Source organism: Micromonospora sp. DT231, assembly GCF_049847025.1.
GTDB lineage: Bacteria > Actinomycetota > Actinomycetes > Mycobacteriales > Micromonosporaceae > Micromonospora.
On sequence record NZ_JBNCNO010000008.1, the window covers coordinates 191,017 to 205,017 of the forward strand.

Consider the following 14,001-nt stretch of genomic DNA (forward strand, 5'->3'; position numbering starts at 1 on the left):
ATGTTCTTCGATGTCGTCGTCGTCGGCGCCGGCCCGGGTGGTCTGGCTTGTGCCCACGAGGTCGTGCGCCAGGCCCAAGGGCTGCGGGTGCTGCTGTTGGAGGCCGGGCGGGGGATGCGGAATCGGCCGTGCCCGGTCGACCGAGGTCTGCGTTGCACGGGGTGCGCCGGCATCTGCAATGTGATCAGTGGCTTTGGCGGCTGTGTGCACTACGGAGACGGGGTGAAGTTGAGCTTGCTGCCATCCGGCCGCCGCCTGATCGATCACTTCGGTGAGGACCGCGCCGACGAACTGTGCGAGCGCGCTTTCCAGTTCCTGACCGCTCCACTGCTAGAGCCACCCATTCTGAGTGGCACGAGGCTTGGCGCGCCAGTCATCAAGGCGTTTGCCGGGAACGGCCTGGCCATCCGGGAGTACCCGGTCGCGGTCTTGGGGGAGACGCAGGTCCGGGACATGCTCACGGCGCTGCACGGCTTCCGCAACGACGCTCTGGCCGTCTGGGAGAAGTCGGAACTTGCCTCCGCCGCCCTGGAGGAGGACCGCCTGACGCTGGCGGTAGCGACCCACGCTGGCCTCGTCACCGTCGAGACGGCACGTCTGGTGCTGGCCACGGGCCGGCACGGGGTGACCAGCACTCACAACCTCCTGACGGCGTTCGGGGTGCAGACGATCGCGCCGGACATGTCGCTCGGCGTGCGTCTCGAGACGAGGGCTGAGGTGCTGGCCGCGATCGGCGTTGAGCACCCCGATCTGAAGATCACCCAGTTAGAGCGGGTGGGCCGTAAGACGAAGACGTTCTGTTTCTGCGGCGGCCCGAACGGTGGTCGGATCAAGTTCACCAACTACCAGCGCTCCTTCGGGCGGGAGGTGATCACTCTCGACGGGCACGAAACCAGTGAACGCCTTCCCGGGGGGCGTTCACTGGCAGCCAACTTCGGCCTGTTGTGCCAGCTCGCCAGACCCGGCACCAGCACCGAAGTCCGGGCCGAGATCCTGTCCGATTACTGGCGGCTCAGCGGAGGCCGGCCGGTCGCGCAGAGTCTGCGCGCGTTCATGAACAAGACGGCCGAGCCGCGTAGTTGGCCGGAGTTGGCTGCGGCAGCGACGTTCGAGCCGTCCGTCAAGGACTTGACTACCGCCCGGCTTGACAGCTTGTTCACCGGCGCCGAGCACGTCAGCCTTATCGAGAGCCTCCGCCGGGTCATGGGCTCGATTCTGGACCACGCCGACGCAGGCCTGTCCGTGGATGACTTTGTCGACGATGTTCTCGTGATCGGGCCTGAGGTCGAGTTTTTGTGGGACCGGGTTCCGGTCGACGAGGACTGCAAGGTGCGGGGCCTGCCGATCTACGTGGTCGGCGATGCCGCAGGGATCGCCCAGGGCATCGTGCAGGCTGCCATGATGGGCGTTGCCGCTGGTGACGCCATCGCGTCCGGTATGCCGGCATGATCGCCGTCACGACTCGTCGCCCGGTCGCGGACCGGTTCGGGCCGCTCTACCCGGAGTCGGCGATGACGTTGCCGGTCATTCCCAGCCTTCCGATGCCGAGATTCGCCGCGCCGCCACCGGACGTGCGCAACCTCAGCCCGCATTACCGCGACCATTACGGCGCCAACATCCTGCGCGAATATCCCGCCGGACGATTCGGGGACCGGCTCGCGGTCATCGACAAGGCATTCCCGCACAGCGTCTACGACATGATGCTGCTTGCCACAGTCGGCGACGACAAATTGATCGCGTCGTCGGTCAGCGATGTCCCCGAGGCCATGCTGATGGCGCTGCTCAGGTTCTGTAGGCAGTTCGTCGGCTACGTCGACGCCTCCTCGACTCGGCGCCGGTTCGACCTTGACGGGGCGCAGCTCATGATCGGCACGAACCACGACCCGTACACGGTCGACCGCGACAACGGGCAGTGGTGGGACAAGCGGATGCACTGGCACCTCAACTGCTGGCCCGCCGCCGCCTACCGCGATGCCTCGATCGTGCCGCTGGGCGAGGTAGACGACCTTAACCGACGACGGGCGCTGGTGGACCCCATCGCGTACCTGGCCGCCCAGCTCATGCGTGACGCATCGCGTACGCAGCCGCTGCCGGCCGACTGCCATCTGGCGGGTGACGCAGATCTGTCCGCTGCTGGTGGCCCAATTGGGTTCAAGATCGTCCTTCCGGACTGGGACTTCCTCCTCGATACCGCCTGCGCGCGCCTTCTCGTCCAACTTCATGAGGTGGCCACCGGCGCGTACGCGCAGCTGCGAGAGTGCTTCACCGGCAGCCCGGCGGCGTCGCCCCCGTGGACTCGGCCGGGACTGCTGCCACTCGGCCAGGTTGCGGCGAACCTGAACAACCTCACCTGGCTATCCGAACCGGACCGGCAAGGACTCGTCATGCTGAGGGCGTTACTCCGGGACATCACCGCCCACGAGATGGCCCTGTTGCGAACGAACATGGATCTCGCGAACCGGTGCCTGACCCTGGCAGGCTTGGACTACCACCTCGGATTCTGGTCCCCAGCGCGGCTCGGCAGCTCGCGTGAATGTCCGCCGGTCTACCTCGTGATGCAGTTCAAGCTGTTCAGCGCCATCGGCAGCAGCCCGGCGATCGGCGGCAGCGTCGCCTCGATCCTCGACCGCTTCCGCGGTCCGATCATGTCGGCACAGCAGACCCGCCTGCGTCGACAGTTCCAGGACGGCTTCCTCGCGGACCTGGAGCACGGCGCACCGGAGGCAGCAGAGTGAATCCCCACCCGCCCGACGTGACCGTAGCGCCCAGCATCACTCCGGAGGTCCTCGCCTTCTACGCCCACGGGGCAGAGCAGGGGCGCCTGAGCGACCCGCGCCGCCACATCGAGTGCCTGCGCACCCGCGATATCCTGGCCCGCCACCTTCCCCCAGCCGGAACGGTTGCCGACGTCGGCGGAGGACCTGGCGCCTATGCGTTTCAGCTGGCCGCGGACGGCTACCGCGTTCACCTCGTGGATCCTGTCCCGTTGCACCTGGAGCAAGCCGCCACCACGTCCGCCCGCGCCGCGTCGCCGCTGGCCTCGATCTCGCGCGGGGACGCGCGCCGGCTGCCGCTCGGCCCCGCCAGCTGCGACGCCGTTCTTCTGCTCGGCCCGCTGTATCACCTCACCAACGCCGCTGACCGCGTCCGTGCCTGGGGCGAGGCGTCCCGCGTACTCGTCCCAGGCGGCGTGGTCGCCGCCGCAGCGACGTCCCGCTACTACACCACCTGGGAGTACCTCGCCAAGAACCTCTACGACGACCCGGCGGTGGAATCGATCCTGGCCCGGCATCTTCGCGACGGGCAACACCGCAACCCGACCGGTGATCGACGGCTGTTCACCACCGGCTACTTCCACAACCCGAATGACCTCACCGCAGAAGCCACCACCGCAGGCCTGCGCCCACACGCCCTGCTCGCGGTCGAAGGCGCCGCGAAACTGCTGCCCGACCTCGCCGACCGCCTCCGCGACCCACACCGCCGCGATCTCCTCCTGCGGGCGATCCGCCGAGTCGAGGCAGAACCCTCACTCCTTGGCATGTCCGAACACGTCCTGCTCATCGCCCACAAACCACACCCGACAGCACCGCCGCGAAGGAGACGAGATGACCACCACCGTCCGGCTCGCCAGCTGTGACCTTCCCACCGCATACGGACACTTCCAACTGCATGCCTTCGGCCCCGAGACCAGCCCTGAGGAGGTCCTCGCCGCCGTCCACCGCCCTCAGCCCGCCACCCAACAGACTCCGCTGGTACGCATTCACAGCGCCTGCGCCACGGGTGATCTGCTCGGATCCCTCAAATGTGACTGCGGCCCCCAACTGGCCACATCCCTGCGCATGATCGGCGCATCCGAGTACGGGATCCTGCTCTACATGCTGCGCCACGAAGGCCGCGGCATCGGGCTTGCTACCAAGATCCGCGCTTACACCCTCATGGACCAGGGCTACGACACCGTTGCCGCAAACGCCGCAGTTGGCGCACCCACCGATGCCCGCGACTACCGACCCGCCGCAAGCGCCCTGGCCTGGCTCGGCGTCACTTCAGCCCGACTCGCCACCAACAATCCTCACAAGATCGACGCCCTCCGTACCGCCGGGATCACCGTCGACCGTGTCCCACTCTCCGGTTTCGTCACCCCCGATAACCGGGACTACCTCGGGCAGAAGGACACCCTGCTCGGGCATCTGAACAGCAGCGAAGCCGCCGCTTCTTGACCCGAATGTCCAAATGGACACGACCCGCCGCCCGCCCCAGGTCGGTATCATTCCGGCGGGCAGCAGGCGGGCCACGTCCTTCAGGCCGGCCGACCACCGCAGCAGAATGGTGGTACGCCGAAGTCGCTGGTCAGCGGCCCTGCTGACGTCTCAATCCCGATCTCCACGCGTCGGTATCGTTCATGGCGAGAGGAAACGCTCAATGAAGGTTTGTGTTGTCGGCACCGGATACGTAGGTCTCACCACCAGCGTCAGCCTGGCGTTCCTGGGCCACGACACCACCTGCATCGACCTCGACAAGCAGAAGATCGACACCCTTCGCGGCGGCCACTGCCCGATCTACGAGCCACACCTGGAAGCGCTCCTCGAGCAGGCGTCCTCACACCTGACCTTCACCACCGAATACGCCGTCGGCGTACCCGACGCCGACGTCGTGTTCATCGCCGTGCAGACCCCGCAACTCGACAACGGCAACCCCGACCTGCAGCACCTGCGATCCGCCGCCGAGAGCGTCGCCCAGCATTTGCGTGGCGACTTCACCGTTGTGGTCAACAAGAGCACCGTCCCGATCGGCTCCGGCAACTGGGTCGACGCGATCCTGCGCGGAGCGTACGAACGCCACCACGGCCACCGCCCCGACGGTCGAGTCGCCGTCGCCTCGAACCCCGAGTTCCTCCGCGAGGGCACCGCGCTCGCCGACACCCTCTACCCGGACCGCATCGTCATCGGCTCCGACAACCAGAAGAGCCTGGACGTCCTCAACCAGCTCTACCGACCCATCCTCAACCAGTCCTTCACCCCGCCCACCGTGCTGCCCCGCCCATCCGGCATGAGCGCCGTGCCGCTGGTCTCCACCGACCTGGCCTCCGCCGAACTGATCAAATACGCGGCCAACGCCTTCCTCGCTCTCAAGATCAGCTACATCAACGAGATTGCCGCGATCGCCGGCAAGGTCGGCGCCGACGTCCGCGAAGTCGCCCGCGGCACCGGCCTCGACGCCCGCATCGGCCCTCGCTTCCTGAACCCCGGCATCGGCTGGGGCGGATCCTGCTTCGGCAAAGACACCGCAGCGCTTATCGCCACCGCCAGCGAGTACCACCTGGCCATGCCGATCGTCACCGCCGCCCGCGACGTCAACCACCGCCAGCGCACCAAGGTCGTCGACCGGCTCCTCGACGAACTCCACATCATCAAGGGTCGCAAGATCGGCATCCTCGGCCTCGCATTCAAGCCGGACACTGACGACCTGCGTGACTCACCGGCCATCGACATCGCGAATCTGCTCCTCGAACGCGGTGCCCGGATCACCCTGCACGACCCCGTCGCCGCCGATCGCTTCCGCCGCGAACAGCCCACCCTGGCCGAGCACCTCGCCGACCGTGTCGAGGACGTGTTCGATGACGCCGACGCCATCGTGGTCGCCACCGAGTGGTCGCACTACCGCGACCTCGACTGGGCGAAGTTCGCCCCCACCATGCGCTCACCGCTCGTCCTCGACGGGCGACACTGCCTCGACGCCGACAGGCTCACCGAAATCGGCTACCGGTACTTGACCATGACCGCACCCGCCATTCCCCCGCGTTCCCAGACCTGATTGTGCCTGGCCTATCGGCAGTGGTGTTGCCTGTATCGACCATCGGTAGGTGCGGTGTGCCCCGTGGAGGGCGATGAGGGACACCTCGCTGATCGTCGCTGTCACTCCGGGCTGATCCGCAGCTCGGCGTGCCGGGCGCGGATGAAGGCGGCGGGTCCGCGCAGCGAATCGGCATCAGCGCCGTCTCGTCCGGTCGGTGAGGGCGCCGGCTGCAGAGCACGCGGGCTAGGCGGGATGATGCGGCGTATCTGCTCCCGCCGCTGGCGGCAGCCACCGCGCTTGCGATTACCCACCGAGCCACCCGACGCGACCACCCGCACCGGCGTCCTGTCGATGCTGAGATGTCGACAGCCGGACAGGACAGCGACAGACTCACCAACCAGTTGGAATTCTGGACCGGAAGCCGCTCACGCGGATCCCATCGCGGTGGCTGTCTGCGGTGCCGACGGCCTCGCCGGAGTCTGGTGGCCTCGCGAGGAGCCCGGTAGGTTCAGATATCGAGTACGTTCACTTACATCGATTGGGGATGCCGGCCTCGTGTCGCAGATCGAGAAGATCGCCGGTGAACTCCGCGTGTTGATGGCCGGGGTCGAACGCGCGCAGGGGTTGGCAGCGGCAGCTGACAGTCAGGCGCAGGAGGTGGCGTTGCGAGCGGCGGGCGCGGGCTTCGTCGCCGTGGCGGCGGGTGTGGCGCGGGTGCGTAACGCGATCACGGGCATCCAGGGCGGCCTGGGAAGTCTCGCCGGGTCGATCGGTGACGCGACGAAGGCCACTGCGGCGGTGCCGAACGAAGCCAACCCGCAGGAGACGATCGCCGGGTTGGCGCCTGTGCAGAGCGCCGTGGACGCCGCTCGTGACGCGGCGGCCGGGGCCATCACCGGAGTCGGTGAAGCGCAGCAGCTCGTCGCCGTGGTCCTGCAGGGTGGGCAGCCCGGCCCGCTGTTGCAGGCATTGGAGGCCATCAAGCAGGTTCTGGTGCTGGTCGTTGCGCGTACTGGCGAGGCCCGGCAGGCCGTTGAGGCGGCGATCGCGCAGGCCCGGCAGTTGGGGTCGTCGGGAAACTGAAGGGGGCTGGCGGTCATCCACCGGCCAGCCCTACCCCTTCCGATAACAGTAATCCGCCTTCGACGCGTCATGCTGCCGGCGACGCCACGTCCGCTGATCACGACCACGGCACGCGCTGGACCAGGCCGCCAACCGGTGTCCCGGGCGGGTCACCGACCGGTACGAGAACCAGAATTCCACCCAGGTTGGACGACGACGGGCGGCGTCCCTTGGAGCTCGAGAACGAATGCGCCGATATAGTCGCCAGCAAGAGCTACCGGGTCCACCAGAACCCCACCAGGCAGGAGATCGCCGATGCCCGGCTCCGTACCGGCGACTCGGGCAACCCAAACAAAGACCCGGACTACCTGATCGAAGGTCATGTGTTCGACTGCTATTCGCCCACTCTCGGCAAGCCGGTACGGGGCGTCTGGAGCGAGGTCCGCGCCAAGGTCGACAAGGAGCAGACCCAACGTGTGGTGCTGAACCTGCACGACTGGCACGGAGACCTTGCGGCCCTGCGGACACAGTTCGACACCTGGCCCGTCGAGAGGCTAAAGGAACTCGTCGCGGTAACGCCACGTGGCGCGATCGTGCAGATCGTCCGTCGAGACTGAGGAAAGGCACGGAGATGGCTGTCGAGTTCAGGTTGACCCTGGCGGGTGACCTCCCCCTGGAACACGTGGCTGATCTGGTGGCGGCGGACACTGCCGAGAAGCCGAGGCCGACCGACGCCAACCCGAGCCTGCTCAGTGCTCGCCTCTACGACACGCACGGGTACGCGCTGAGCATCTACTCGGGGAACCAGGGCTACTTCGATGCCGAGGACGACAACGGTGCCCGCTGGGAGTGGGAGCCGGAGACGTACGTCGACATCGACTTCTCCATGCAGGCAGACGACGTGGTTGACAAGGGAATCCCGAACATGATGAAGGCCGTGGCCCGTGTGTTGGCCGCGCGGCAGGAGGACGCGGCGCTGGTCCAGAACGGCAACTGGCTCCTGCTGACCCGCGTCGGGGGCGAACTCCGCAGACACCGGCCTACATGGTGGAGCCACTACGGTTTAGACGACCTCATCACCCCATGAACCAGTAGAGCGCGGGTGGCCCGCTGCCGGATGACGCGGCTTCGAACCCGCCGTCCGTGCGTGACGTCGTCTGCCTCGACCCGGCGGACCTGACCCGCGCGACTACGACGACCGGGCCGCCGCAGGGCCTGATGGCGACGTGTCCGGACCCCCGTGGAAGGCGACGCCCAGCCGGGGAAGCGAGTAGCCCCACATGATCTTCGGTGACGTGCGCAGTGTGCTCGCTAGCGGATGCCAACTTCGGGTGAACCGGTGCCAACGCGGGTCACGGCGGCCGACCGCCGGTCGCAAACCGGGGTTCGTGTGCTCCGGGGGTGGTCCTGGGCTGGGCGAACAGGGGGCCGGATGACGTGGCTGGACGTAGGCCACTCCCTGCATCCCAGGCTAACGCCTTGGTCGCGAGACAAGTCGCTCGCGCCATTGCAGGTCAGGGGATAGAGCATCGGTTTCCTAAACCGCACGCCATTCTTAGTCGCAGGCTGATGACCTGGGGATTCTCGCAGTTGAAGATTAAGAATTGGTCGCAGGGCGCTATTGCTGTGATCGCTTGCTGAAGATTTTCGGGTGCGGCGTTTTGCCTGTTGAGAGTCGATGGCGCGATGAACTGGGTCACGCGGGTGACGTCTGTCTCCCGGCACTGCGCAGCCGGCAGTCCGAACAGCTCCGGTGAAGGCCGTGACGACGTCGACGCATCAACTGTTGCGTGGCGGGACCTGGCACTCAAGCTTCAGGCGAAGATTCAATTCTTCCTCGATCGCTTCCGTCAGAATGCCTGCATGGTCCTCGATCATCCGTGCGAGGACGGAGGACTTGCACCCCAGTATGAGGGTCCGCTCACGTAGGCCGACAATCCGCACATCTCTCGCAAGTACCGCAATCCTTTTGCTCCTACGGTTCAACCGAGATACTACTCCAATCCAGCTCTGACGGATTGCGATAACGTCCGGGTGGTTGATGGCATTCTGTGCGTCAATGTCAATGGGTGGAGTAGATTCGTCTCTCGTCTTCTCTCTCGGGTCAGGTATTACTACCGGCAGGAGGGCGACCGACACAGAGCGGAACGGATCGGTGTTAGATGCAAGGACGTAGCTTCGCCGTCCACTAGTGAAAGGATTCGCATTGGCGGATTGAAATTGCGGATGCTCCCTGATGGTCTTGTCTGCGCCGTCAATCGCCGTAGTTGCTCGGACGTCTTTGATCAACAGTATTAGTGCAGCCTTCGTGTCTCGCCAGGTCGTGTAGGCCAAAAGTTGATCGATTGCCAGGGAGAATGCTTTGGGGCCTCCCCAGAACTTAAACTCCCCGATGAATGCTGCGCGACCATCGTGGTTGAGCAGAATGTCAGTCTTTCCCGCTCCGTTGAACACCTCGCCCGAGGCGGCACCCTCATAGTTTGCATTCAGGATGAACAGCCCTAAATCGCGAATCGCTTCCTCGTCGAGCTTCCTGGCGGTGTCTGGCAGGCGTTCCATCGCTCGGCCAAGACCCAACAGGGTCCGCAGAACACGCGGGCGCTGATTATCGCCGCTGTAAGTCGGTCCACGGCTTCGATTCGGAGTTCCGCAACGCTGTTATTGTCTAGCGCTTGGATTTGATGTCCGTCTTTTATGTAAGCGAGAGCGTCGGCCTGCACCAACTCCGGACTTCCGCTGAAGGGAACTCGGATGATCACGGCTTGTCCGGGCTTCCGAGTCATGCCGATTCCGCCCTCCCTAGGTGCTGACACTGCGGCGGCCTCAACCGTGGACCGAGTTATCTTCGCGATTTGAACGTCGATGGGGCTGTGGCAGTGCTTCCTGTATATGCGCTCGATGATAGAGTGAGGATCGACCACGACGAGGTCGTTCGGCTGTCGGTTGGCCTCATCAAGCGCTCTGCTAAGCCGCCGCTCGTAAAGAAAGCCGTAAGCTTTTGCGGAGGCGGACTCACTCATCATCGTGCCGCGCTAACCGGTTAGGCGCGAGTACCGACAACTTCCCGGCCTTTGTAAGCCCGGCCGTAGCGAACAACGCTTCCTCCAACGGACACTCTGATTGGCCCTCTAGGCCGTCACCATGCCGTCGAAGGCCGATCGTGACCGACCCACGACGACTGCTAGGGACGATGTGTCTGCCCGGGTAACAAGACGTGGTCGCCCCGCTCGCCAGGCCGGACAGAATGCCGTTACCTGTAGTTGATGAACTGAAAACCTGACCTCGCATGCCACCAGCCCCGCGCGAAGGTTTATCCTGTCTGGTGCAGGCCTGGAGAGGCGATGCTGTCGCCTCGTAGCCGATTGTGTGGGCAGTAGTTAAGACGTTGAAAGACATCTTGCACGCTGCTTTGACCATCGTCACGCTCCTCTTCGCCCGTGCCCCAGAACGAGTCCGGCTCCTGACGCCGTCTGTCAAGTGCGCCAGCATCGGAGCGATGAAGGTCGTAAGACCAACGACTACGAGCACTTGGCTCGTGGCTAGCAGGCCGCCAGGCCCAGACCACACTGGACGAGATCCAGCCCAAGGATACCAAGGGCAGGACATCGCCGGGACGCGCTGATGAGGTGCACAGAGCTGGTGAGCGAGAGTCATTTCTGTCAGTTGGGAGCGGGCGACGAGATCCTTGCGCTCTTCCGGGCTCATCTTCTGGCAAGGCGTTCAAGAAGGGTTCGAAGGGTGCTGCCAACTCGTGCCGTAAGTCGGACTGGTGGTTGCCTCCTGCAGGGTGAGTTCGCCGTCTTGGACTACGGCGGCCATCTCGCGGAGGAGGGGGTTGAAACCACTGCGGGCGAGCTGGTCCAGGATGCAGTGGAGAACATCTCTGCGCTGGTCATCGCCGTCGGCGAAGTCGTCTAGGCCGTCCACGTGTTCACGCCTTCGCCCAGACGAGGGGGTGGTCGTAGCGGTCCACGTGGACCAGGGTGTGGACCGACTGCCTCGCCAATGGTGTGCCCGTCCTCGCCAAGTACGTAGTCAACATGGCCGAACTGATCGACGACGCGGCAGTGCTCACGGAGCCCGCGAGTCCCCAGTCGTTGGTAGGCGCGGTCGATCGCCTCATCCACGATCTTCAACACCGTAAGAGCCTAGCCAGCGCTGCCCCCTGCCGCGACCCGCCGCTTCAGCGGCGACCTTGACACGTTCCGCTGAACTGATCATCGCGCGCCACGGCGAGGCTACTGCAACCGCGAACAGATCGTCGGAGGCCTGCAAGGGTGTCGTGGATTGACCGACCAATGCCGACGCTATATCGAACGACTAGCCCAACGAGTCGGTCAGGAGTACCACGAGCGCCTGACTCACGCCATCTAGCCCACCCCGCTGCGTCGAGCGCAGCAAAGCGCCGCGATCATCGGGCGTACCGCAGCTTGGACGCTGAGACCGTCACCGACCTTACCGAGCAGCACTACGGCACCGTCGACGGTCGGCCGTGGACCGACATCGCCGCTGAGTACATCCCTGTCCTGGATGCGGACCGTCCGCTCGCAGCCGGCGGCGGAACCTGGCGGGACTACCTGCACCCGTCCAGCGTCGCGATCGGCGAGATCACGACCCGGCGTGTAGGTGAGCTCGTCGTCGGCCATGGCGAAACCATCGACGCCGCCTCCACTACTTCCTGGCCGTGCCTATCGCCCGTCGGGCCACCGCGGCTGTCGCGGAGTACCAAGCAAGCGTCACCACCTGGGTACAGCAACCGCTGTCGTGGAACCGACCCTCCATTGGTTGGCGATGGACCCTGACCAGCCACAACGACACCCGGCATCTGTCCGCAGATGCGGAGATGACCAGAAGTTGGCAGGTTAGTCTGCGGTGCCGACCACCGCGCCGACGTCTGGTGGCCTCGCAAGGAGCCGGTAGATTCAGCTGTCGAACGCTTTCGCTTCCATCGATCGGGGATGCCGGCTACGTGGAATCGTGTGGGCATCGCCCGTCTTCGTCGCGGTGATGCCGGATCGTCACGGAGCAGCCAACGATCAGCGAAGGTTGCACAGTGACCTGCGATAGCTGGTGATGCACTATTCGCTGAGCTGGCGAACCTCCGGCTCACGGCGCCGGGAGGGCTAAGGTCGGCCGACGTCGGTGCCGATGAGGGACATGCCGACGGGCACCCTGGCGAAGATATCTGCACCTGGCGACGTCTTGCTGCTGTCAGAGGTCCGCCTGCGAGAAGTACCCCAGATCGGGGTTATCGAAGGTCCCAATCACAAGGCCGCGGTCGAGGAATCGATTGAATTCTTCACAACTCGTCTCGGGCAGCAGCGCGCATCCGTGACATGCGGCAAGGTTGCAGGAGTCGGGGCCTTGACCCTTCTCGCCGACGTCCATGCACACAGGGTCGGTAGAGCACCAACGTGCGCCGCTGATGGCTGCACCGAAGACTGAGCGCAGGTTGTCAGGCCTCGCCATGCGTACCAGGCCGCCCATGGTGCCTTCGGAGTCACCAGCCGCCGTGTAGATGAGTAGGCCTGCCATCTCGCGGCCGCGGGTCGTTGACACGTAGAGGCGCTCGCGTAGGGATGCGGAGCTGTAGCCACACGTGAAGACCAACTCGTTGATCAGTAGGTGACCGAGTGTGTGCAGGAGCGCGAAACGCGGGGTGAGTGGGCGGTCCTGGAAGCTTCGATGTTGAGCGGCGAGACCGTAGTTGGTGGCAATCTTGTCAGCTCGCTTTTGCACTTCCGCACGGGCCTCCCAGGCGGCGAGTCGCCGAGGGTCAAGCTCGAAGTAGATTCCCTCACCCTTCACGACGTATGCGGGCAGCCAGTCCTGTTCTGGGTGAAGCGCTGTGCGCCGCAGTAGCGCCTTCCCCACACTGAGCCGTAGTACCTCGTCGTAGACCCGCGTGAAGCCGCGCAATGCCCTCGTTTCACGCAGGATGTCGACCGAGCGCACCCGCTCCAGGTACGGCATCAAATCGCCGTGAATACCGGGGTTGGTCGCTGTCAGGTAGTCGTCCTTGGGAGTCTCGCGAATCTGTTTGAACTCCGGGTAGCGCCATTCCTCGTCAGCCGTTAGCAGCTCGGCGTCATTGTCAGCGGCAGGCTGTGGCTGCTCCGCGCCAATACCGAAGAAGTCGCGGTAGCCAGCCATGAGCTCGTCGTCCGAGATCGGCTTGAACAGTTCCGGTGGGACATTCTGCAGGAGCTGCTTGCGTAGGAGGCCAACATCGAGATCCGCCCCGAAGATGCTATGCAGGGTCCGCATGGTGCCGGTCACCGCCGGATGGCGCATCAGCTCATGCATCTGCGCACTGACAGCACCCTCCTGGCGCGGCAGGTAGATCGAGGACTCTACCTTCGGGAAGTAGACGTTGCCCGCAGCGCGCAGGGCAGCCCGTGTAGGTAGGTCGCACGCACCCTCTAGCCGATGAAGCCATGGGTGGGCTCCCGTGCAGTAGTAAGGGTCCTGGGGACTGGCCAGATGGTCGGTGAGCCAGGTGTGCTCGTCACCACCGGAACCGGGCAGCGTGGCGGTGATGTTCTGAAGGGAACGTTCTGCCCCACACCCCTGAGAATGCTGACGATTGCTCTTCGCGTCATAGCCGCATGTGACTACTTGGCCCTCCAGGCCGCCGCCGCCTCGCGACACCAGCCGGAGCGAGCCTGAGCATTGGGGGTTGTTGGATCGGTGAACCCACTTGCCGAATGGGAAGTCGTCAATGTGGCCGTTGCGGCAGATCGCTACGAACGGCACCTGAGACATCCGCGGCTTGTACTGTCGCTCGCTGTGTTCCCGATCGGGACACTGTTCCTGCTGTTGCATGCTGAGCGTGCTGATTTTGAGGCGTTTGCAGTACATGCAGAAGGACCACCTGGGGAAGCGCAGCACTGGGACGGTCAGCTTGACGTTGCGGGTGTCGTTCCCCGTGCCCCCGTGGCGCCAGTCGGGTGGCAGCCGAAACTCGGAGACCCTTAGCCGGGCTTCCAGGCGCCAGTCGTGCTCCTGGTATTCCTCAAGCGCTAGGTTGCTCACGTCATCAACGTCATACCAGTGGTCGAGTCCGGCGGTGATGACCGATGTGCCGTTGACGAGGACGCTCATGGCACCGACGCCAAACGGCGCCACTAGCTGTGCCCGCCTCAT

The 14,001-nt window shown here is 64.9% G+C and carries 12 protein-coding genes; 8 read left to right on the top strand and 4 right to left on the bottom strand.

The genetic code is table 11. From position 1 onward, the window contains the following. The 8 genes from ACPXBU_RS21685 (at position 1) to ACPXBU_RS21720 (ending at position 7,942) form a co-directional block, all read left to right on the top strand. The gene (locus ACPXBU_RS21685; protein ID WP_425759390.1) at positions 1-1,449 is read left to right on the top strand and encodes an FAD-dependent oxidoreductase; all 1,449 of its coding nucleotides are present in this window, start codon (positions 1-3) and stop codon (positions 1,447-1,449) included. Further along, complete coding sequence (locus ACPXBU_RS21690; RefSeq protein ID WP_425759391.1) at positions 1,446-2,735, top strand: hypothetical protein; 1,290 nt, start codon at positions 1,446-1,448, stop codon at positions 2,733-2,735. The genes ACPXBU_RS21685 and ACPXBU_RS21690 overlap by 4 nt, the downstream gene beginning before the upstream one ends. Positions 2,736-2,752: 17 nt before the next feature. Then, positions 2,753-3,637, top strand: coding sequence for a class I SAM-dependent methyltransferase (locus tag ACPXBU_RS21695; RefSeq protein ID WP_425759392.1), 885 nt, complete (start codon positions 2,753-2,755; stop codon positions 3,635-3,637). After that, entirely contained in the window at positions 3,606-4,217 is a 612-nt protein-coding gene (locus ACPXBU_RS21700; RefSeq protein WP_425759393.1) for a GTP cyclohydrolase II, read from the top strand. Before ACPXBU_RS21695 ends, ACPXBU_RS21700 begins: the two co-directional genes overlap by 32 nt. A gap of 202 nt (positions 4,218-4,419) precedes the next feature. Further along, positions 4,420-5,811 carry a UDP-glucose dehydrogenase family protein gene (locus ACPXBU_RS21705; protein WP_425759492.1) on the top strand — a complete coding sequence of 464 codons (1,392 nt, stop codon included), beginning with the start codon at positions 4,420-4,422 and terminating at the stop codon, positions 5,809-5,811. Between the two features lie 537 nt (positions 5,812-6,348). Beyond that, positions 6,349-6,876, top strand: a complete 528-nt coding sequence (locus ACPXBU_RS21710) for a DUF6244 family protein (protein ID WP_425759394.1) — start codon at positions 6,349-6,351, stop codon at positions 6,874-6,876. Positions 6,877-7,061: 185 nt separating this feature from the next. Next, complete coding sequence (locus ACPXBU_RS21715) at positions 7,062-7,472, top strand: hypothetical protein (RefSeq protein WP_425759395.1); 411 nt, start codon at positions 7,062-7,064, stop codon at positions 7,470-7,472. Positions 7,473-7,486: 14 nt separating this feature from the next. Further along, positions 7,487-7,942 carry a SitI3 family protein gene (locus ACPXBU_RS21720; protein ID WP_425759396.1) on the top strand — a complete coding sequence of 152 codons (456 nt, stop codon included), beginning with the start codon at positions 7,487-7,489 and terminating at the stop codon, positions 7,940-7,942. Between the two features lie 692 nt (positions 7,943-8,634). Here ACPXBU_RS21720 and ACPXBU_RS21725 read toward each other — a convergent pair. The 4 genes from ACPXBU_RS21725 to drmB form a co-directional block, all read right to left on the bottom strand. Next, on the bottom strand, positions 8,635-9,414 hold the full coding sequence (locus ACPXBU_RS21725; protein WP_425759397.1) for a hypothetical protein: 780 nt from the start codon (positions 9,412-9,414) through the stop codon (positions 8,635-8,637). Next, positions 9,357-9,878: a hypothetical protein gene (locus ACPXBU_RS21730; protein WP_425759398.1), complete on the bottom strand. Its 522-nt coding sequence runs from the start codon at positions 9,876-9,878 to the stop codon at positions 9,357-9,359. The genes ACPXBU_RS21725 and ACPXBU_RS21730 overlap by 58 nt, the downstream gene beginning before the upstream one ends. 1,347 nt (positions 9,879-11,225) lie before the next feature. Beyond that, positions 11,226-11,501: a hypothetical protein gene (locus ACPXBU_RS21735; protein ID WP_425759399.1), complete on the bottom strand. Its 276-nt coding sequence runs from the start codon at positions 11,499-11,501 to the stop codon at positions 11,226-11,228. A gap of 565 nt (positions 11,502-12,066) precedes the next feature. Continuing rightward, positions 12,067-14,001: a DrmB family protein gene (gene drmB, locus ACPXBU_RS21740; protein ID WP_425759494.1), complete on the bottom strand. Its 1,935-nt coding sequence runs from the start codon at positions 13,999-14,001 to the stop codon at positions 12,067-12,069.